Origin of the sequence: Micromonospora sp. WMMD1274 (genome assembly GCF_049179035.1) — a bacterium.
Classification (GTDB): Bacteria; Actinomycetota; Actinomycetes; order Mycobacteriales; family Micromonosporaceae; genus Micromonospora; species Micromonospora tulbaghiae.
In genome coordinates this window covers 3,332,951-3,352,339 of sequence record NZ_JBMHMG010000001.1, presented here as the reverse complement: position 1 = coordinate 3,352,339, position 19,389 = coordinate 3,332,951, and the positions used below count along the sequence as shown (strand labels likewise).

The 19,389-nt window shown below is 72.3% G+C and carries 24 protein-coding genes; 23 read left to right on the top strand and 1 reads right to left on the bottom strand.

The window, feature by feature from the left end:
* Positions 1-77: 77 nt before the first annotated feature.
* The 10 genes from ACN27D_RS15750 (at position 78) to ACN27D_RS15705 (ending at position 8,553) form a co-directional block, all read left to right on the top strand.
* Complete coding sequence (locus ACN27D_RS15750; protein WP_358170952.1) at positions 78-1,028, top strand: replication-relaxation family protein; 951 nt, start codon at positions 78-80, stop codon at positions 1,026-1,028.
* A gap of 548 nt (positions 1,029-1,576) precedes the next feature.
* The gene (locus tag ACN27D_RS15745; RefSeq protein WP_358170950.1) at positions 1,577-2,410 is read left to right on the top strand and encodes a hypothetical protein; all 834 of its coding nucleotides are present in this window, start codon (positions 1,577-1,579) and stop codon (positions 2,408-2,410) included.
* Positions 2,411-2,538: 128 nt separating this feature from the next.
* Positions 2,539-3,108, top strand: a complete 570-nt coding sequence (locus ACN27D_RS15740; protein WP_358170949.1) for a hypothetical protein — start codon at positions 2,539-2,541, stop codon at positions 3,106-3,108.
* 294 nt (positions 3,109-3,402) lie between these two features.
* Positions 3,403-4,323 (top strand): hypothetical protein, encoded by a 921-nt coding sequence (locus ACN27D_RS15735; RefSeq protein WP_358170948.1) that lies wholly within the window; start codon positions 3,403-3,405, stop codon positions 4,321-4,323.
* A gap of 128 nt (positions 4,324-4,451) precedes the next feature.
* Positions 4,452-5,222 carry a MarR family transcriptional regulator gene (locus tag ACN27D_RS15730; protein WP_421499379.1) on the top strand — a complete coding sequence of 257 codons (771 nt, stop codon included), beginning with the start codon at positions 4,452-4,454 and terminating at the stop codon, positions 5,220-5,222.
* Between the two features lie 98 nt (positions 5,223-5,320).
* Entirely contained in the window at positions 5,321-5,962 is a 642-nt protein-coding gene (locus ACN27D_RS15725; RefSeq protein ID WP_358170945.1) for a GGDEF domain-containing protein, read from the top strand.
* Between the two features lie 94 nt (positions 5,963-6,056).
* Positions 6,057-6,638 carry a hypothetical protein gene (locus ACN27D_RS15720; protein WP_358170944.1) on the top strand — a complete coding sequence of 194 codons (582 nt, stop codon included), beginning with the start codon at positions 6,057-6,059 and terminating at the stop codon, positions 6,636-6,638.
* Positions 6,635-6,883 (top strand): hypothetical protein, encoded by a 249-nt coding sequence (locus ACN27D_RS15715; protein ID WP_358170943.1) that lies wholly within the window; start codon positions 6,635-6,637, stop codon positions 6,881-6,883. Before ACN27D_RS15720 ends, ACN27D_RS15715 begins: the two co-directional genes overlap by 4 nt.
* A gap of 51 nt (positions 6,884-6,934) precedes the next feature.
* Positions 6,935-7,444 carry a hypothetical protein gene (locus ACN27D_RS15710; RefSeq protein ID WP_358170941.1) on the top strand — a complete coding sequence of 170 codons (510 nt, stop codon included), beginning with the start codon at positions 6,935-6,937 and terminating at the stop codon, positions 7,442-7,444.
* The gene (locus ACN27D_RS15705; protein ID WP_421499378.1) at positions 7,441-8,553 is read left to right on the top strand and encodes a C40 family peptidase; all 1,113 of its coding nucleotides are present in this window, start codon (positions 7,441-7,443) and stop codon (positions 8,551-8,553) included. Before ACN27D_RS15710 ends, ACN27D_RS15705 begins: the two co-directional genes overlap by 4 nt.
* 22 nt (positions 8,554-8,575) lie before the next feature.
* Here ACN27D_RS15705 and ACN27D_RS15700 read toward each other — a convergent pair whose 3' ends face one another.
* Positions 8,576-8,962, bottom strand: a complete 387-nt coding sequence (locus ACN27D_RS15700; protein WP_358170938.1) for a hypothetical protein — start codon at positions 8,960-8,962, stop codon at positions 8,576-8,578.
* 99 nt (positions 8,963-9,061) lie between these two features.
* Between ACN27D_RS15700 and ACN27D_RS15695 the strand changes: the two genes are divergently transcribed.
* The 13 genes from ACN27D_RS15695 to ACN27D_RS15635 all read left to right on the top strand — a co-directional run bounded on the left by ACN27D_RS15695 (position 9,062) and on the right by ACN27D_RS15635 (position 19,377).
* A complete protein-coding gene (locus tag ACN27D_RS15695; RefSeq protein ID WP_358170936.1) occupies positions 9,062-9,565 on the top strand; it encodes a hypothetical protein in 504 nt (167 codons plus the stop codon).
* Between the two features lie 205 nt (positions 9,566-9,770).
* Positions 9,771-9,989 carry a hypothetical protein gene (locus tag ACN27D_RS15690; RefSeq protein ID WP_421499377.1) on the top strand — a complete coding sequence of 73 codons (219 nt, stop codon included), beginning with the start codon at positions 9,771-9,773 and terminating at the stop codon, positions 9,987-9,989.
* An 8-nt stretch (positions 9,990-9,997) separates the two neighbouring features.
* Positions 9,998-10,564, top strand: coding sequence for a hypothetical protein (locus tag ACN27D_RS15685; protein WP_421499376.1), 567 nt, complete (start codon positions 9,998-10,000; stop codon positions 10,562-10,564).
* On the top strand, positions 10,561-11,670 hold the full coding sequence (locus ACN27D_RS15680; RefSeq protein WP_358170934.1) for a DUF4314 domain-containing protein: 1,110 nt from the start codon (positions 10,561-10,563) through the stop codon (positions 11,668-11,670). The genes ACN27D_RS15685 and ACN27D_RS15680 overlap by 4 nt, the downstream gene beginning before the upstream one ends.
* Entirely contained in the window at positions 11,663-11,929 is a 267-nt protein-coding gene (locus ACN27D_RS15675) for a hypothetical protein (protein WP_358170933.1), read from the top strand. The genes ACN27D_RS15680 and ACN27D_RS15675 overlap by 8 nt, the downstream gene beginning before the upstream one ends.
* 121 nt (positions 11,930-12,050) lie before the next feature.
* Entirely contained in the window at positions 12,051-12,335 is a 285-nt protein-coding gene (locus tag ACN27D_RS15670) for a histone-like nucleoid-structuring protein Lsr2 (RefSeq protein WP_358170931.1), read from the top strand.
* Positions 12,335-13,000: a hypothetical protein gene (locus ACN27D_RS15665; protein WP_358170930.1), complete on the top strand. Its 666-nt coding sequence runs from the start codon at positions 12,335-12,337 to the stop codon at positions 12,998-13,000. Before ACN27D_RS15670 ends, ACN27D_RS15665 begins: the two co-directional genes overlap by 1 nt.
* The gene (locus ACN27D_RS15660) at positions 12,987-13,379 is read left to right on the top strand and encodes a hypothetical protein (RefSeq protein ID WP_358170929.1); all 393 of its coding nucleotides are present in this window, start codon (positions 12,987-12,989) and stop codon (positions 13,377-13,379) included. The genes ACN27D_RS15665 and ACN27D_RS15660 overlap by 14 nt, the downstream gene beginning before the upstream one ends.
* A gap of 334 nt (positions 13,380-13,713) precedes the next feature.
* Positions 13,714-14,295 (top strand): hypothetical protein, encoded by a 582-nt coding sequence (locus tag ACN27D_RS15655; RefSeq protein WP_358170928.1) that lies wholly within the window; start codon positions 13,714-13,716, stop codon positions 14,293-14,295.
* Between the two features lie 121 nt (positions 14,296-14,416).
* Positions 14,417-15,532, top strand: coding sequence for an AAA family ATPase (locus ACN27D_RS15650; RefSeq protein ID WP_358170926.1), 1,116 nt, complete (start codon positions 14,417-14,419; stop codon positions 15,530-15,532).
* Positions 15,533-15,560: 28 nt separating this feature from the next.
* Positions 15,561-17,159 (top strand): VWA domain-containing protein, encoded by a 1,599-nt coding sequence (locus tag ACN27D_RS15645; protein WP_358170925.1) that lies wholly within the window; start codon positions 15,561-15,563, stop codon positions 17,157-17,159.
* 312 nt (positions 17,160-17,471) lie between these two features.
* Positions 17,472-17,948 (top strand): hypothetical protein, encoded by a 477-nt coding sequence (locus ACN27D_RS15640; protein WP_358170924.1) that lies wholly within the window; start codon positions 17,472-17,474, stop codon positions 17,946-17,948.
* A gap of 253 nt (positions 17,949-18,201) precedes the next feature.
* Positions 18,202-19,377 carry an FAD-dependent monooxygenase gene (locus ACN27D_RS15635; RefSeq protein WP_358170923.1) on the top strand — a complete coding sequence of 392 codons (1,176 nt, stop codon included), beginning with the start codon at positions 18,202-18,204 and terminating at the stop codon, positions 19,375-19,377.
* Positions 19,378-19,389 lie beyond the last annotated feature (12 nt).

Sequence of the window (19,389 nt, the reverse complement as noted above, 5' to 3'; positions counted from 1 at the left end):
CCGCCTCAGTCACCGCCGAATCCAGACACCCCTCCCACAGAGGGGTCCTCCACTGTCCCCTGAAGGGAAAACCCATCATGTCAGCCGAATCCGACGACCCGACCTGCCCCGACTCCCGCGAATCCAATCCGCGAAGCTCACCCGACTCATCCCCGCCGCCTACACGTCCGCCGTCGCGACCGGAGCGCCTGGAGCACCTGAGGCGGCTAACCCTGCGCGACCGCACCCTGCTCAGCTGGCTCGCCGAGCACTACCTGCTGTCCACCGACCAGATCACCACCGCGCTGTTCACCTCCCGACGCTCGGCCCTGCTGCGCCTGGCAACCCTGCGCCACATCGGCGCGGTCACCCGCTTCGTGGACGTCACCACCGGCACCCAGCAGTACCTCTACGCCCTCGGACCGCTCGGCGCCGTGCTGCACCCCACCGCCTACACCGACCCCGACCGGCCCACCGCCCGCCCACCGCGCAGCAGCATCGAACGCACCGAACGCATCATCGGCAGCGCCAAGCTGCGCCACCTGCTCGGCGTCAACCAACTCTTCGTCGACCTGTACGCCTACACCCACACCGACCCGAACGCCCGCCTGCAGCGGTGGTGGTCCGAACAGCACGCCACCGCCGCCTACGCCGCCGCCGACATCCGCCCCGACGCCCACGGCGTCTGGACCGTCGGCGAGCGCAGTGTCGGGTTCTTCCTCGAACACGACAACAACACCGAGAACCTCAACCGGGTGCTGCGCAAGCTGCGCGCCTACGAACGCCTCGCCCAGTTCGGACCCCGCTACCCGGTCCTGCTGCGGGTACGCAGCCGCCGCCGCGAGGACAACCTCCTACGCGCCCTGGCCGGCGTTCCCACCGCCATGCCGGTAGCCACCGGCGTCCACGACGAACACCCCGCCGGACCGGCCTGGACCCTGACCACCGAGCCGGGCCTGCGCCGCTGGTTGCACGAACTGCCCAGCGACCACGGCCCCGACAACCCCGCCACCAACCCCCACCGCTTCACCCACCCCGACGACGACTGACACCACCCGAACCATGACCTAACAGGGGCAGGTCACCGCCAGCAACGATGAGTCCTCGGCGGTGACCTGCACAGGGAGTCTCTGTCAGACACCTCGCGCCCCTGTCAGATCCGGCCGGTCTGACAGACCACCCGCCTGCACCGCCCGCAACACGCCCCGAGCGTCTAACAGCCCAGCTCAGAGCGCGTCTCGGCGACCACACGAGGCAAAAGCCGCTGACAGACCCTCCCGCTATCGTTTCGGCACTACCACACCCCACATATCGCTCCACCCGGTTCGGTCCCACCCCAGGGATCCTCGCCGCACCACCCGGTACGCCCCGCCCACCCGCCTACGCCGGTCGGCACGCGCACCCGCGGCGACCCCCTGACGGTCGCACCCAGCCACCCGCACCACCGCCCGCGCCACGCACCCAATGGCCCGGTCGCCCCGCGCGCCACGCGCGATCTCCATCCCCTTGCCGACCTGACCCGACCCACGAACCCAGTGAGCCGGTCAGATCCGCGCGCCCCCAACACGCACCACCCAACCCGAAGGAGGACCCCACCATGTCCGCTGTCAACGGCACCCCGCTGACCCGTCACGGCAGCCGCGTGCCCGCCACCCCCACCCGACAGGCCCCCGCGAAGGCCACCGCAGCGCCCGCGCGCCCACCGGCCCCCGCCCGGGTCAGCAGTGTCGTTCGCACGCCCGTCACGCCGGCGCCGACCATCGCCACGATGGTCATCTGCCTGCCCGACGAGCTGCCCGCCGAGGCGCTCACCGCGCACCAACTGCGCACCCACTTCGGTGTTACCGGCACCCTCACCCCGCTGTTCTGGGCAGTTCCGCAGCTGCGGCTGTGGCAGCGCCACCAGATGATCGGCCTGCGCAAGGGCCGCCCCGCCTCCTGCGCGGGAGGACCCGTGCGGCTGCTCGACCTGCAGGGCATGCGTCACGCCGCCGCCATCGGCGCCGCGATCCGCTACCAGATGTGGCAGCAGGCGGTGCACGGCACCCGAGCGGCCACCCCGTGGCCGACCTTCGAAACCCGCCACCTGACCGACCCGCAGAAGTACCCGTACGACACGGCCGTGGCCGACTTCCACGCCCAGCCCCGCGTCAACGCCATGCGACTGCACGCCGCCGCCACCCCCGGCACCGGCCAACCCGGCGTCGGAGAACTGGAGATGTATCAGGCAGGCCAGATGGCCTACCAGCACTACCGGGCCGCCAGCGCCGTCGTCGGCGACGCGATGCTCACCATCGACGGCCGCAAGCTGGCCCCTACCAGCGACGCCCTCACCCACCGGGTGACCTACCTCGAGCAGGCCCTGCGCCACCTCGACACCCTCGAGCCCGGCCAGCGGCTCCTCACGGTCGCCCTCGACACCACCGCATGACACCCGTCCGGACGGCGCGCCCTGATCCCTGCACCCAGGGGACATCGAGGCGCGCCGCCCGGCGGTGCCGGTTCCTCACAGGCGCATTGACCGCTCCTGTTCCCCGTCTATGCCAAGGAGGCCACATCATGAAGCCAGACCACGCCGCCGCTGTCACGGCCGCGCTGAGCGCCGTCGAAGCCCTAGCCGACGCTCAGGGCTGGGATGCGCACCCCGCGCTGCTCGGCCTGTTCGACACCACCGCCCACACCGGCGTGGGAAGCCTCGACGTCGAGGAACTGCCCATCGACCCATCGGTGTGGCAGCTGCACGCGACGCCCGGCGCCCGCGTGTCACTGCCTTACTGGATCGGCCTTGGTGCCACCGCCGAAACCCTGACCACCGTCAAGGCCCTCGAACTGAGGCAGTGGACCCGCGCGCAACTGGGACCCCTGGTCGCCATGGCGTTCCTCGGCGAGGGACTCGACACCAGCGACAACGGCCGCCAAGCCGCCGCCGCCCTCGGACTGCCCGCCGACCCCGACGGAATCCCGGTACGCGCGGTGACCGCCTACGACCTCGACGGCCGCGTCTACCAGCTGGTGCGTAAGCGCGGCGCTGCCACCACGAGCGTCACTATGGACGGCCCGACCTCGCAGATGCATCCCAGCGTCATCGCGGCGAGCCTGCGACGCCTGCTCACCGCAGCCCGCGCCTGACCACAGCCGAGTCGGCCTCACCGCAGACCGCCTCCGATCCGCTGACACCTGCGCCTGCTCGGGTCACCACGCCCACCCGCACGCGCCCCGCGCCGCAGTCCCCATCGCGGCGAACCGCTCACCGCTTGCCCGCCACGCCCCCTTGAGCCAGGGGTGTCGCCGCTCTGGCCGCGGCAGCGGGCATTGGCTATGCCGGGCGCCCCGGGCATGGGGCGCCCGCACCGACCCGGCCTGAGACAGGCCGCCCTGTTCCTCTTCCAGCCCTTCCCCTTCATCTGAGGAGGTCCCTTCACCATGTCCGCACGACTGTGGTTCCGGGTCGAGGACGTGCTGCCCCTGGCAGAACACGCCCTCGCCTGCCCCACCCACCGCCTCACCCGAGCGCAAGTCGCGGCCGGGGAGCACAACACCCCCGCCCTGATCTTGCGCCGCTCTGGATTCAAGGGCGAACTGCGCTCCAACGGCGCACCGCTCTGGTACACCCCCCACAACGGCGAGCAATTCGCCTACGGCGGCTCGTGGCGGCGCCTCGACGCGGCTGCGGAGCCGGATGAGCACCTGTACCTGCCGCTGCGGCACGCCGGCCCTGACGGGCGCCGGCTGATCGACGTCCTGCGCGCCGGCCGCGCCCTCGGCCGCACCTGGGTCGCGATCGACACCGACGCCGTGCCCGGATGCGCGCTGGGCACCCAACACGTGGAACTGTTCGACCACCGCGCGGACATCGCACCACCGGGCGCGCGGTGGCGGCCGGTCATGGTGACCTCATCGGTGATCGACGGCCGCGACTACCCCGCTCTGGTCGCCGACGGGTACGTCGCGGGCGGAGACGACCGCCTGATCTGCCGGTTCCATCCGCGGGCGGTCCGGCAGATGGCCGCGGACCTCGCCGGGCCGTGGCGCGCGTACATGATGCCGGGAGAGTGCCCGCTGCTGCGCTTCGACGGCACCACCGTACTGCTGCTCGAGGAGGAAGACGTCGGTGCGGGGATCCGGCTCGACGTCGACGACCGCTACTACCCCGACCGGGACGGCTACTACAGCATCGGCGCCTACCGGTGGCCCTGGCACACCTCACCGGTCGTTGCCGCGATGCCCGCGCGGGATCGGCTGCGGCTGCACCTGACCGCCCTGTCCGCACGGCTGCGCGAGCGCGCCCCTAACCATCGCCGACCACGGCCCGCGCCCGCCGCGCACGACGACCCGCCGTTCTGATGCGGCGACCCCGCCCAACCTGCCCCCTGGCCGGATCTCGGAGTCCCGAGATCCGGCCATCGCACTTGATCCGCGCAGCGGATGAAGCGTGGATCAGTGCCGAACCCACCTCACACAAGGAGACGCCCATGAGCGACGCCCCCGAACCGGTATCGCCACACGCCATGTTCAAGGTCCTGGCAGCACTCGCGGAACTCGGTGAAGCCACCGCCGCCGCCGTCGCCGACAAGGCCGGGCTCGGCTACTCCACCGCCACCGCGAAACTGCGCGCGCTGGAGCACACCGGGCAGGCCGAGCCGGTGCGCACCGAGGACAAGCGCGCGGTGTGGCGCCTAACCGACGCCGGCCGGACCACCGTCGGCGCCGATCGCACCCCGCCGCCAGCCGCCGACACAAGCACCGACACGCCACCCGTGACGCCGGCGCAGGCCCCCGACGAGGACCTGCCGGAGCCGGCCGACACCACCGACGAGGAGCCGCCCGCCAACCCCACCGACACCGAACCCGCCGCCACGGCAGCCCCGCCGGCAGCACCGACCGCGCCCGACCCCGACGCGCACCAACCCGACGCGGCCCCCGACGACAGCGGGCCCCGTGCCGCGGCGTCCCAAGACGCCGAGCCGGACGCAACCGCCTCGACGGGACCGTCGACGGCGAATAGCCGCCGCGCCAAGGGCTCCCTGCGTGCAGCGGTGCTGGACATCCTCGAAGCGCACCCCGACCGGGCCTACAAGACCGGCGAGTTGTGCAAGCTCATCGACGCCGCCGAGGCCGGCACCGGTGTGCTGAAGGCCCGCCCGGGCGCGGTCGTGAACGCGGCGGTCAAGTTGGTCGGCGAAGGCAAGGTCGTGCAGACCGTCGACAAGCCCGCGACCTTCCAACTCGCCCCCGCCGAATAGCCGGCTGCACCCACTCGTCAGGCAGCCCAGGGGCGGGCGTGAAGTTGGACGCTGCTCGCCCGCCCCCGGTGCTCCTTCACAGACAAGGAGCCATACCAGTGTCGCAAATCGTGCAACAGATGCTCACCTGCGTCGGCGGAATCCTCGCCGGTCTCGCCCTCGCCGTCCCCCTGCTGTGGCGACAGCAGCGAGCCCTCATGAGGGCTCGCTGGGTGGCAACCCACGACGACATCACCGGCCTGCCCAACCGGCGGTTGTTCCTCACCCATCTGCGCGCCGCGCTGGCCGACAACACACCGGCCGGGGTCGTGCTGCTGGACCTCAACAACTTCAAGACCGTCAACGACTCCCTCGGCCACGAGGTGGGCAACGACCTGCTCGACCAGGTCGGCCGTCGCCTGGCCAGCCTCCCCAGCCCCATGCGAATCGCCGCGAGGCTTTCCGGCGACGAGTTCGCGCTGCTCGTCACCGGCGGTCGCGAGGACACCGCCGCCGCGGCCAACGCCGCCTGGCAGGCAATCGCCGCAGACTCGATCCGGGTGGTCAACGGTGACCTGCACGTGACGGCCTCGGTCGGCTACACCCACACTCACACCCACCACCCCACCATGAGCACGCGGCAGCTGCTGACCCAGGCCGACAGCGCGATGTACGAGGCCAAGACCGCTGACGGTGGGGTTCGCGAGTACCTGCCCCACCGCACCGCGACGGTGCGCAGCCGCGACCGCCAGCGCCACTGAACCCATCCCCGCCCGAACCTCACACGTCAAGGACCCCGCAGCCACTTCGGCCGCGGGGTCCTTGACGTCTTGCACCTTGAGATGGGAGACCCCCGTGCTGTCCTTCACCGCCGTCCACACCCTCACCGCGGGCCTCGTCGACGCTGACGCCGACGCGGAACACCTCGGCTGGGGCCAAACCCCGACACTGCTACTCGTCCACGACTGGCCCCTCAACCCCGCATCCCCACGGCGACGCCAGATGCGCAGCCTGCAGTTCCCGCTGCACCCCGAGGACCTGCTCACCGACCCGGCCGGGCTACCCGCGCTGCTGCACCGCCTCGCCGACAGCCTGCGCCACCCAGCGACGCCCACGCCCTACCAGAAAATCCTCCACACGATGATCGCCCGGGTGCGCGCGACCGCCCCGGACGCGCGGCTGCTGGCCTGGGCCGCCTGCTACGACGACATCCACACCCGCGACGGCGAACCCCGGCAGGTTCGCCGGGTCGACGCTGTCGACATCGACGGGCGCCTCTACCAGCTCACCCACCTGCGCGGCGAGGACCACCCCCTCGTCTTGGTCGACGGCACCCCCGACCCGGCCGACATCCCTGCCACCCACCCAGGGCTGGCCGCGCTGCTGGCCGCCACCGTCGGCTACACCGCGGCCGGTCACGCAGGCGGCGCGTCATGACCGGCCTCGACCCGGACGAGCCGGTGTTCGGCACGTGCGGGCCGGACGGGGCGTCGATTCGCTGTCTGATCTGCGGCGCGGTCGACGAGGTCACCTTCACCGAACTGCCGTCGATGGCCGGCTTCGGCGAGGACACCTCCGCGCGCTGCAACCGCTGCGGATCTGCCGAGACCACCGACCCGATCTTCGGCTGGCGCGCCACGCCCGCCACCCGGCCGGGCCCGGACGAGCACCACCAGCACTGACAGCCAGACCCGCTGCTTTCGCACGCCTCATCGTTGAAGGAGTCCAGTCTCGTGAGCACCTCCTGCTTCATCGGCGCCACCAGCGCCGACGCCCCACACCTCGTGCACGCCCGGTACGTGCTCTTCGACGGGCACCCCACCGTGGTGCTGCCCACCCTGGCCGCGATCTGGTCCCGCCACGCCCACCACGACACCGCCGCGCTGATCAGCGCGGTCCTCGCCCACGACTGGGAGCACCTCGACCCGGACACCACCGCCGCCACCGCATCCGGCTTCGCCGGTCAGCAGCCGGTGCCGGGCGTCGGGATGACCCTTGCCAGCAGCACCGACGGCGTCATCGACGCGCCGGAGCCGGTCACCGTGTTCCCGCTCTGCCACGCCGGGCACCTCGACGTCGAATGGGTGTACCTGATAGGGGCCGGTACCTCCACCATCGGCGTGCACACCAGCGACGGCACCCGCATCGCCACCTACCAGCTCATCAGCTGCCTGCACCCCGCCAGCAGCGGTCCGGACCAGGAGTCGTGCGGGTCGCCGGTGGCGGCGGGAGCACCGCGGTGAGCGCCCGCGCCCTCGCCGCGGTCGCCGCCGGAGTCATCGCCGTGCTGGTGCTCTGCGCGGGCGGGATCGGCGCCCTGTTCACCGGCGGTGGCACCGCATCGGCCGCCTGCTACGGGGCGGTCGGCCCGGACGGGCAGCCGCTGCTGCCCACCCTGGCCGTGTCCCCGCCCGCCGCCGGCACTGGCGGGTGGGACCGCGAGCAGACCGGCAACGCCGCCGCGTTCGTCGCCGTCGGCGAGCGGCTGAAGGTGCCACCGCGGGGTTGGGTCGTCGCCCTGGCCACCGCGATGCAGGAATCCACCCTGCGCAACCTGCCCGGCGGGGACCGTGACTCTGTCGGGCTGTTCCAGCAGCGCCCCTCGCAAGGATGGGGCACTCCTGCGCAACTGCAGGACCCCGCCTACGCGGCCGGGAAGTTCTACACCGCCCTGCTGGCCGTCGACGGGTGGCAGGCCATGGCGCTGACCGACGCCGCGCAGGCAGTGCAGCGATCCGCCTACCCCGGCGCCTACGCCAAATGGGAAGACGACGCCATCGCCTTGGTCCGCGTCCTCACCGGCGGCACCCCCGCCGGGCCTGTCGCCGCCGACCTGGAACAGGCGATGAGCAACCCGCTGTGCCTGTTCGACGCAGGCGACGGCCAACCCGGCGCCGAACAGGTGCCCCTGCCAGCAGGATTCACCCTGCCACCAGGCACCCCGCCGCAGGTGGTCACCGCCATCGGGTGGGCCCTGCAGCAACTCGGCTCGCCCTACACCTTCGGTGGCGACTGCACCGCCCCGCACTCCGGCATCGCCCGGCACCAGTGCGACTGCTCGTCGCTGATGCAACAGGCCTACCGGGCCGCCGGCATCGGCATCCCCCGCACCACCAGCGAGCAGATCCACGCCGGCACCGCCGTCGGCGACCACCGGGATCTGCGGCCCGGGGACCTGCTGTTCATCGCCGGCAGCCGCGGCAGCGCCACCCGCCCCGGCCACGTCGGCATGTACCTCGGGCAGGGACTGATCGTGCAGGCCCCGCACAGCGGCGACGTCGTCAAGATCAGCAAGTTGTCCGCGTGGGCCAGTCAACTGGCTGCCGTCCGGCGGATCGTCGCTCAGCGCTGATGATGCGCCGCCGGTGCAAGCCTCACGCCTGCACGGCCAGCATCCACCCCGGCTCGTCGTCAGCGGGCAGACCGAGGGTCTTCATCGCCCAGTTCAGCCTCTCGCGCTCGCCGTCGGCGACCGGATCGGCGAGGTCGAGGCCGACGAGGTCGTCCAGCTCGGCGATGTCGACTCGGCAGGCGATCACTGCCTGGTCGCTGTGCCCGTCGCCCCACCGCTCGACGTGCAGGCCGAGCAGGGACAGCTGGTACTGCGGGTCGCGGGCGTCCGGGCCGTCGAGCAGCCCGTCCGCGCTGGCCTGGTGCAGCCGACCCTCCAACTGGGCGGCCGTGAGCAGCAGCGCCCGCGCCTCATCGACGTCGAACTCGCCGTCGTAGCCGTACGCCAGCAGCGCCCGATGCACGTCCACACCCCATCCCCATTCGGGTCACCAGCATGCCCGACGCGCACCGCGTCAGCAGCCAACAAATCCACGACACACCAACCAACTACTGAAGGAGTACCTGCCATGACGATGCGATCGCCGCAGGACATCGCCGCGCGGATCCACGCGATCCGCGCCAGCGACGACGACCTGCTCGGATTCGCCCAAGAGGTCCTCATGGAGGCGCTGGACTTCGAACACGCCCAGCAGTTCCTCTTCCCCGCAACGACCGCGGCGCAGTGGGACCAGCAGCGGTGGAGCGAGCACAGCGACACCGAGAACTACGCCCGCTGGTACCTCGAGTTCGCGATCGGCAAGATCCTCGACCACCGCAGTGGCTCGGCGAGCCGCTCGGTCACCAAGCTCGCGGAGCTAGCGTGGCTGCTCGGCCGCGACGACGTCGCCGCCGCGATGGACGCCGCCGGCTACCCCATGTACGGGGCGCCGAAGGTGAGCGTGTTCGCTTCCGGCCTCGGCTGGCCGATCACCGACCTCCTCGACGATCCCGGAGACCGGCAGATGCTGGCCCGGATGGCCGAGGGCCTGCAGTGCAGCCCGGACGGCTGCATCCAAGGCTGCGCGGATTGACCACCATCCCCGCACTGCGGTGAGCGACACCGGCAGCACGCGGCCACGCCGCTTCCTCACCGCCGCCGCGCGCCAGCCGACCAGGTCGACGTCGGCTGGACGCTCCGGGGCGGCACCCGCCTGTTGTGGCGCTGCCCCACCCATCACACCCTTCACGCCGTCCGGCCAGCCGGGCGGCGTCATCCATCTTCAACGGAGGACCGTCGTGAATCGTTTAACCCTGATCGGCGTCACCGCCCTCGAGGGCGCTTACGCCGCTCGGCTGCTGCACCCGGACAGCCACCCTCAGGCGGTGATCCCGCTGCTGCGGCTCGTCTGGCAGTACACCCTCAACGGCAACACCAAGGCTCTGGCCGACACGTGCTGCGACACGACTGGGCGTGGCCGCACCCCGCGGCTGGCCGTCCCGACCGGGCCGGCGTAACCCATCCGGTGGCTGATGTCAGTGACACCGCCCCGCTGGACGGCATCCGCCGCGAGCGGCTTGACGCACCAGTCGACGAGCGGCTGGAGCGCATGTACCTGGTCGATGTCGCCACCGAATCGGTGCAGGTGTACGAGGCGACCCGCCGCGGCCGGTGGCTGCGGCACAGCACCGCCCCGCTCGACCCCGACGCCGCCGAACCGGTGCTGGGTTGCGGCGGCTACACCCTGCACGGGCACCACTGGCAGCCGGCGCACCTGTGGCTGCCAGACGCGCGCACCGGATTGGCCGCCGAGATCTGCCTCGCCCGGCACCCCCACAACGCGCCGGTATGGCGGTTCACCGATGCCACCGCGCAGGCCATCTGCGCTGCCACCGCCCCCACCGAGGAGCAGGCCGCACGGCGTGAGCCGTGGCTGCGCCGAGTGGGGGTCGAGTTCGACCTGGTGTGGCCCGACCGTCGGGGTCCGCACCGGCTGCGCCGCGACGCCGACGGGCTGCTCCTGCTCGACGTCGCCGTGCCTGACTGGTCGTGGTGGCTCCTGCCCACCCCGGGGAAGGGAGAGAACCAGTGACCTACCAGCCCGGCGACCGCGTAGCCCTGGAACACACCACCGACCCGCACACTCTCCTGCGCCCCGGCGACGAAGGCACCGTGCGCCGCTACGACCCGCAGGGCCAGGTTCTCGATGTGGCCTGGGACAGCGGTTCCCGCCTGTCGCTTCTGCTCGCCGAGGGCGACCGGGTCCGGATCCTGCCCGCCCCGGTAACCGCTGACGGGTGGCAGCGGGTCTTGGACGCGTTACGTGCCGCGGGGGCGGATGCCGGGCGCGATGCCGCCGGCTGGTGGGCGCAGCACAGTCTGGGAGGCCGCGCACGGGGCGACGTCAGCGCCGTCGCGCGACAGGTCTTGAACGGTGTCGAGGACGTCGACCCGGCGGTCCTCGACGGGCTGCCGGCCGCCGACCGCTACCACCTCGCCGAGGACGCCGACCGGTACGCCGAGCACGCCCCGACCGACGCGCCGCCCTGGGAGCATCTGACCGCGCGGCAGTGCGACCAGGCGCGGTGGGCGTGGTGCGACGGCTACGACGACGCCGCGAACGCCGAGGCGGCCCGCCAGTGCCGCATGCTCCTGCACCCGGACGGCGACGACCGGGACCTCACCCACCTGCGTCCTGACCGGGTGCGCCTGGGCGGGCCGGGGGTGTTCGCCGGCGACTGGGCGTGGCAGCCCAACGCCGACGGGCAGATGCGGGTCCCGGTCGGGTTCGTCGGCACCCTGGTCGACCGGTGGAACGGGTGGGCGGTGTTCACCTGCACCCGCGACGTCGCCGAGGCGATCGTCGCCGACCAGCAGGCTGTCCGCGACCGCTTCCGCCAGTCCCTGGCCGAGGCCGGTTGCCCCGAGGCGGACCTGGACCGCAGGACGGACCAGTCCGTCGGGCGGATGTTCTTCGACGGCGATGTCATCGTCGCCGACGAGACCCGCGTGCAGGATGACCCGGACGCGATCGAGCGGATCGGCCCGGACACCGACGGCCGATACATCGTGATGGGCCGGTCGTGGACCTGGACCCTCGTGGATCCCTACGACTGTGACCGCATCGCCGGCACCACCCCCGCCCCACCTGCCGATGCCGACCAGGGCCTCCGGGGCAAGGACGTGACCGATGACTGACCATCTGTCGGAGGAGAACCAGCGGTCGTTGCAGCCAGGCGAGATCGTCACCGTCGCATCGGCCTTGGCTGCGGAGATGGGCCGGTACCTGTACGTCGTGGTCGACGGATTCCTCGATCCCCGGTACACCGTCGCCCGCCTGGGCGGCGACGGCTACCAGTGGCCCAACGTCCACCGCAAGGACCTCATCCCCGCGGCGCCGCTGTCGATCATCCGCGTGACCGACGCCGACGGCGAGGCCGCCTACACCGCCGGTTAGCGGCACCCCCGGCTCCGGCGCGGCGCCCACCTCGTTGCACGCCGGCACCCGTTCACACCAGCCCCGACGCCGTCTGCCCGCGTCGGGGCTTCGCCATGTCCAAGATAAGGAGAGCAGGCTGATGGCAACCAGAACCATCGTGGTGGTCACCGACGACCTGGACCACAGCACCGACAACGTACGGACCTACCGCTTCGCCCTGGACGGCGTGGAGTACGAGATCGACCTGTCCCCGAGCAACCAACAGCGGATGCGCGAGGCACTCGCCCCGTACGTCGCGGCAGGACGCCGCCTCCCGCGCCCCACCGCCCGCCGGCGTGGCCCCGCCACCCGCGCCGGCCGCCCGGCCGACGCCCATCAGGGCAAGGCCACCCACGAGCAGCAGACGGGTCGGGGGACGCGCTGATGGGACACCGTCTCTTCGCGGTCCTCGTCCGCGCCTCCGCGAGCGTGGCAACCGTTGACGCGCACCTGATCAAGCCGATGCGTCCCCTGTTGCACGCGGGCCTCATCGACGCCTACCGGCTCGGCGGGCAGGTAACCGGAGCGTGGAGCACCGACTACAAGCCCGACATCGAGCCTCGCAACTGGCACACCTGCCAGACGTGCGGCGCCACCACCCGGGTCCAGGATGTCGAGTGCCCCGCATGCGCTGACGCCGTAGCGGCCGGCCGTCGGCCCGGCACCGTGCTGCCCTTCAGCTACACCGACTGGGCACGGTACCCCGGCGACATCGTGGGGCTGCCGAGGCTGCTGCACCCCGGCTGGCGGTTCCCGCCGGGCCGCACACCATCGGCGTGGGTCGACCTGGCCGGCGTGGTGTGGCTCGGCGTCGACGAGGCGATCCTCACCGGCACCGACACCGGCGCGGTCCCACCACGCCTGCGGTCGGTCTTCGCCGACCTAGTGGCCGGACGACGCAACCCCGACCCCACCCTGGCGTCATCACGGCGCAGGCCCACCCCGGCCGACTGGTCCCCGCCGTGGCGGCATCCAGGCCGCCCACGGCAACGCCACGCCCGGTTCACACCGGCCGACTGGTCGGTGGCGGTCGTCGATGCCCACTCCTGACCAGCACCTGCGGCGGGGCGATACTGCGGTCTTCTCCGGGTCCTGGCTGCGCTACGAACCGACGCGCGGATCCCACCGCTACTACCAGGGCTACACCGCCACGGTGATCGGCCGGTGGAACGGCACCTTCGAACTCAGCATCGACGCACAGGCGGTCGCCGCCCTCGCCCAGACCCTCGACGAGATGGCCGAGTACGTGGGCGGGGACTGGCGCACGGCCAGCTTCGACGGAGAGGTTCTCACCATCGCCCGCCCGCTGTCCCTCGGCGGCGGCGTCCACCTCGTCGAACCCACCGCCGGGCGCTACCGCATCGGCTGGGGACTGTCCTGGCTGCCCGTCGACCCCCGACGCTGCGACCGCGTCGTCGGACACGCCTAACTCGGAAGTAGACCTACTTCCTCCCCATTAGGGCCGCCTCGCGCAGCGGAGCGACAGGGACTAACCCCCTCCGCTGTGGCTTGTCGCCCCCCGGTCACAGGGCCACATGAGGAAGACCTTCCCGCACCACCCGAGCTCCCCGGGTACGGCCGCACGGCCGCCACCCGGGGATCCGTCATGCCGCCGGGCAGCCCTACCGCTGGAAGACCCTCGCCGGCGGCTGCCCTGCAGGCAACCCGCCTCAGCAGCCCTTGCACGGCGAGATCACGCACACCACGACCGGCTGCCGCGAACCGGCAGCAGCCACACCCCTGAAATCTCTCAAGGAGGCCTGATGCTTCATCCACGTACTCAGGACGCGCTCACCCGCACGCTCACCGACGTCGAAGCGCTGCACGAGCAGCACGGCTGGGACCTGTCGCCTGAGCTGATCGGCCTGTTCGACCGGCCAATGTCCGCCGACCCGCACCGCGTCCATGTCGACGCCGACCTGGTCGAGTCGAGCGTCTGGCACGACCCGAGCCGTGCCGGCGGCGACGAGAACCTCCCACCAGCGGTGGTCCTGCACCACCTGGTCACGACCATGGGCAGCGCCCCGATGCGCGACACGCTGCGCGCCTGGCTGCACCAGAACGGACGTCGGTGCATCGGCTTCGCCATGGTCTTCGAAGCGTGGGCCGGCCAGGTCACGTCCGGCTACCGGCACGGCGACCTCGCCCAAGCCCCCGCGACCGCCCGCGTCGAGACCCGCGTCGTCGCGGCCGTCGACATCGACCTGCGCACTTACCGGGTCATGCGAGTCCGAGGGGCCAGCACCACGACCGTCGAGGCATGGGCAGCGGCGCCACCGCGGGTCGCCGGATCCCGGATCGCGGCCGGACTGACCCGGCTGGCGCACCTGGCTCGCGACCGATGACACCCGGCGCCCTGCCGTAACGCCGCTCTGACTGTTCCTGTCTCCGCTGCGCGGACTTCGTTCCTGCCCGCGCACCCGGAGACGGGTGCGCGGGCCCATCCCTGACGTCAGGAGGACCCGCATGGACCCCACCACCGCACCTGCCACCACGCCGACCGCGGCCGATGGCAGGCGCCCCGGCTACCTGTACCACAAGGTCGCCTCGCACCTCGCCGCTCACCCCGATCGGCTGCTCACGGTCGGAGAGATCACGAAAGCGCTGGCTGTCCCCTCGACCGGCGCGGTCTCCGAGGTGCTGAAGAAGATGGCCAAGGCCGGTTACGCCACGCACCTGACCGGCCCGCACCGGTACCAGATCACGCAGGCCGGGATCGACGCCGCCGGGACGATGCCCCCGCCCGCCCCGCGTGCTCCCGGCACCGGCGGCACCCGCTCCACCCGGCGCCAACCGGTGCCGCGCCCGAACGGCGACCTGTACTTCCCGCGCAGGCTGGCCGGGGCCACCGACGTGGACGTGCTGCGACGGCTGCGCGACAAGCGCATCCCCGTGCTGCTCTACGGCCCACCCGGCACCGGCAAAACCGCCCTCGTCGAGGCCGCCTTCGGTGACCTGCTCACCGTCGCCGGAACAGGCGACACCGTCGTGGAGGACTTCCTCGGCAACTTCATCCCCCTGCCCGACGGCGGGTTCGAGTTCGTCTACGGCCCCCTCGTCGTGGCGATGCGCGAAGGCAGGGCGCTGCTGGTCGACGACGCCACCCTCATCACACCGAAGGTCCTCGCCGTGCTCTACCCGGCGATGGACGGCCGCCGCGTCATCACGATCCCCGGCTACCGCAACGAACGCGTCGAAGCCGCCGACGGGTTCTATGTGATCGCCGGGCACAACCCGGGCGTGCACGGGGCGATCCTCACCGAGGCGCTCGCGTCGCGCTTCGACGTGCACATCGAGGTCACCACCGACTGGGACCTCGCCCGCCACCTCGGCGTCCCGAGACCCGCCGTCGAGGCCGCCATCGCGCTGAACACCGACCTCGCCGCCGGGCGGGTCAGCTGGGCGCCGCAGCTACGCGAACTACTCGGCTTCACCCGCGTCAGCAAAACCCTCGGCTCCGCCGCGGCGGTGGCGAACCTGGTCGGCCGTGCCCCACTCGAGGACCGCGAGCAGGTCCTGGCCGCCCTCAAGCAGCAGTTCGGCGCGGACATCACCCCACTGACCCTCGGCAAACAGCGCTAACCCCCCTCTCGAAAGGAAGAACAACCCGATGCCGCATCCCTCCAGCCACCGCAGTGCCGGCTCCGGCACCACGGCGGCCAGCGCCCCGGACTGGCACGCGTGGAGCGACGCCTGGACCCGGCACATCCCCACCCTGACCGGCCGGCACGACCTGAGCGTCACCGTCGCCCCCGGTGCGGGCGGCGGCGCCCCGGCCTGCTTCTACCCGCACGCCCGCCGCGTCGAGGTCGACGCCACCCACATCGGCGCACCCGATGTCGCCGACCCGCACAAGGCCGGCCACAAGCGGCTGGTGCCGACCGCCTACGGGCTGCTCGTGCACGAAGCCGCGCACGCCGCCCACAGCCTGTGGACAGCACCCGTCGGAACGCCGCCGGTCGTGGCCGCCGTCGCCGACCTGCTCGAGGAATCCCGCGCCGAGAACCGGCAGCGCGGCAGGCGCCGCGGCGACCGCCGGTGGCTGCGCCACACCGTCACCGCCCTGCTCGACCCCGGTGACGCGCCGGTCGACGACGCCTGGCACGCCGCCCACCTCGCCGGCCTGCTCCTGGCCCGCGTGGACGCGCGCATCATCACCGCCAAAGACATCAAGGGCGTCCGGGCCGCCGTCACCGCGGTCCTCGGCCGCAAGACACTGCGGCAGCTGCGTGACGTGTGGCGCGAGGCGCACACCGTCGAAGACACCGACGCCACCGCGATGATCGACCTGGCTTGGCGGTGGTGCCGCATCCTCGGCATCGACCCGCACCAGCGGCCGGAACCGCCGCAGCCGGACCCCGGCGCGTTCGCCGGCCAGCTCGCCCAGGCCCTGGCCGACTACCTCGCGCACGCTACTGGCGTCACACCGGCGGAGTACGCCGCCCAGCAGATCCAGTCCCAGCACGGTGCGCCCGCGTGGTGGACGCGCCGCGACCCCACCGACACGGAGCGGACCGCGGCCCGCCACCTCGCCGCCAGGCTGCGCCGAGCCCGCACTCACGTACCCGAGCCCGACAGCCGACCCAGTCCGATCCCGCCCGGGCGGCTGCGCACCCGCCACGCCATCACCGCGAAAGCGCAGATTGCCGCCGGCAGCTTGCCCACCGCCACACCCTGGCAGCGCCGCTCCCAGATCCCGCCACCGAAGCCCACCCTGCACCTGGCCGTACTCGTCGACACGTCCTTTTCGATGCACTCCTACGCGGCGCCGATGTCCTCGGCCGGCTGGATACTCGCTCAGGCCGCCCGCACCAACCACGCCATCACCACCATGATCGGCTTCGGGAGCAGCGCAACGCTGCTCGTGCCGCCCCGTCAGCACCCCACCCACGTCCTGGACATGCCGGCGGTCGGCGGCACCACCGCGTTCGGCGACGCGGTCAAACTCGCCGACCAACTGCTGCACCTGCGCCAACCCGGACGGCTGCGGATGCTCGCCGTCGTCTCCGACGGCGACCTGCCCGACATCGAACCCGCGCAACGGCTGATCACCACCCTGCACCAATCCGGCTGCGCGGTGCTGTGGCTACGCCCCGCCGACCTCAGCGGACACACCTTCGGCCACACCACCACCCTGCTCGTCGACGACCCCGTTGCGGCCGTCGACGCGATCGCCGACGCCGCCGTCACTGCACTCGAACAGGCGTAACCCATCGGATGCCCGCTGCGGCTGCCAACGCCGACCGCGGGCGGCTGCTCAACCTGATCGCTGCGCCGGTCCCGTCGGTCACCGCTTGCGCCCGTCGATACGCCGCCAAACTGCGCCCCACCACCCGACGCCGATGACAACGACACCAGACAGCGCCACTGTGCGGCGCCGGCCGCGACCCGCCATGCGGAGTCGCGGCCCACCTCACCAACGCCTACGCCTCCCAGATGACCCACAAGTCCAGTGGTCTCGTCACCACGATTGGAGACAAAGTGTTCACCCCACGACAACAAGCCATCTCGTACTGCCTGCGTGGCATGGACCAGCACGCTGACCGCGCCTATCCGTGGCCGTCCGACCGTGCTGGCGGTGCTGCGGGAAGCCCCGGTCCCCGGGCATCCCGACCCGACCGCCCGGCACGTCAGCGTCGCCACCGCGCCTACCGCGGCAGCCGACGAGGCGAACATCGACGACGCCGTCGCGGTGCTGCGTCACGCCGCCGCCGAGCTGCACAACCCGGTCGTGCAGGCCAACCTCGTCACGGCCACCGGTCCAGTCCGCATCGTGGCCTGGGTGTTCATGCACGCCGCCGTCACCGACGCCGTGGACCCGCCTCAAATGGTCCGCTACGTCGAGGCTGTGGACGCCGACGGCACCGCCTACGTCCTCACCCGCTTCCGCGACCAACCCGAAGGGCTCATCGCCGTCGACGAGGAGCCGCAGGCCGGCGCCAGCGAGGTCCTCGACCTGCTGCGCTCGCTGGCGCGGATGCTGCATCCCGGTACCTGAGCGGTCTGGCAGCCGCCACACCCCGCCGCGAACCCGCATCAGCACCTGAGCGGCCCCTCACGGTGAACCTGTCCCGCACCTCCGCTCCCGTCACGCCCACCACGAGGCGCGCCGACCAGGCCGCCCGTGGGCGCTGACCTGACCTGAACCACACCCATCACGGCCGATGCCCGGCCTCGCGCACCACGCGCACCCGCCCGGGCACGGCCGTACGGCCGTGCCCGGGCTTCCCCCTCATCGGAAGGAAACCCGGATGACGCAGCCGCACACCCCTCCCGCCAACCCACCGAGGCCCGTCCCCGCCCGATCAGTCGGGACGCCGCCGCGACCACGCATCGCGGTGGTCGGTGGCTCCCTGACCGGCGCCACCACCGCCCTGCTCCTGCTGCACGCCGGCTTCCAGGTCACCGTCTACGAGGCAGCCCACTCCGCCGCGCCCCGTGGCGGCGGGCTGATCGGCCTGGAACACCCCGCCCTGGACGTCCTCGACCGTCTCGGCATCGACCAGGACGAGGTCGTCGCGCATCCCTCCGAGACCGTCCTGGAAATCACCGTCCGCCACCGGCAGCCCATCCACACCGCCCGGCACCTGTATCCGGGGCGCAACACCACCTGGACGCTGCTGCACCACGCCCTGACCCGCCGCCTACCCGGCGGCGTCCTGCAGGCCGGGCGGCGCGTCACCGGCCTCGCGGAGCGCGGCGGGCGCCCGCACCTGGTGTTCGCCGACGGCACCTACGCGGCCGCGGACCTGGTGGTGTTCGTCGACGGCCGCGCCTCCACAGGGCGCCGGCTGCTCGACTCCGGGCGCCGGCTTCACTACGCCGGCTACGTCGCCCACCGCGGACACGCCGCCAGCGGGCTTGCGCCGGTGCGGGACTTCCTGCGCCTGGAACCCGGACCCGGCTGCCAGTACACCGTCGCCCCGATTCCTGACGGCCTCGACTGGACGCTGTACCTCACCTGCAGCGCCGCCGACTACACCCGCTGCTTCGGCGCGCCACCGCAGCGGCGCACGTTCGCCCTGCCCCACCACGCCTCCGACATCGCCCGCGCCCTGGTCGACGCCCATGCCGCCCTCGTTCTACCCGCGCCGCACGCCGCGACCGTGCACGCCACCACCCAACGGATGGCCGCGCCGGTGATGGACATCGACGCACCCACCCGCATGGCCTGGCCCGTCGGCGCCGGCTGGGCGGTGCTGATCGGCGACGCCCTCGCCCCCGTCCGCCCACACACCGGCAGAGGCGCCAACAACGGCATCGAGCAGGCCGCCGCCCTCACCACCGCCCTGACACAGCACCACCGGTGGGGCGCCGACCTGGCCACCGCGCTGCACGGCTGGCAACGCCGCCAACTCCCCGGTGCCATCGCCGCCGTGCAGCAAGGACCGCGCCTCGGCGCCCACCTCGGCACCACCCAACCCTGACCACCGAAACCG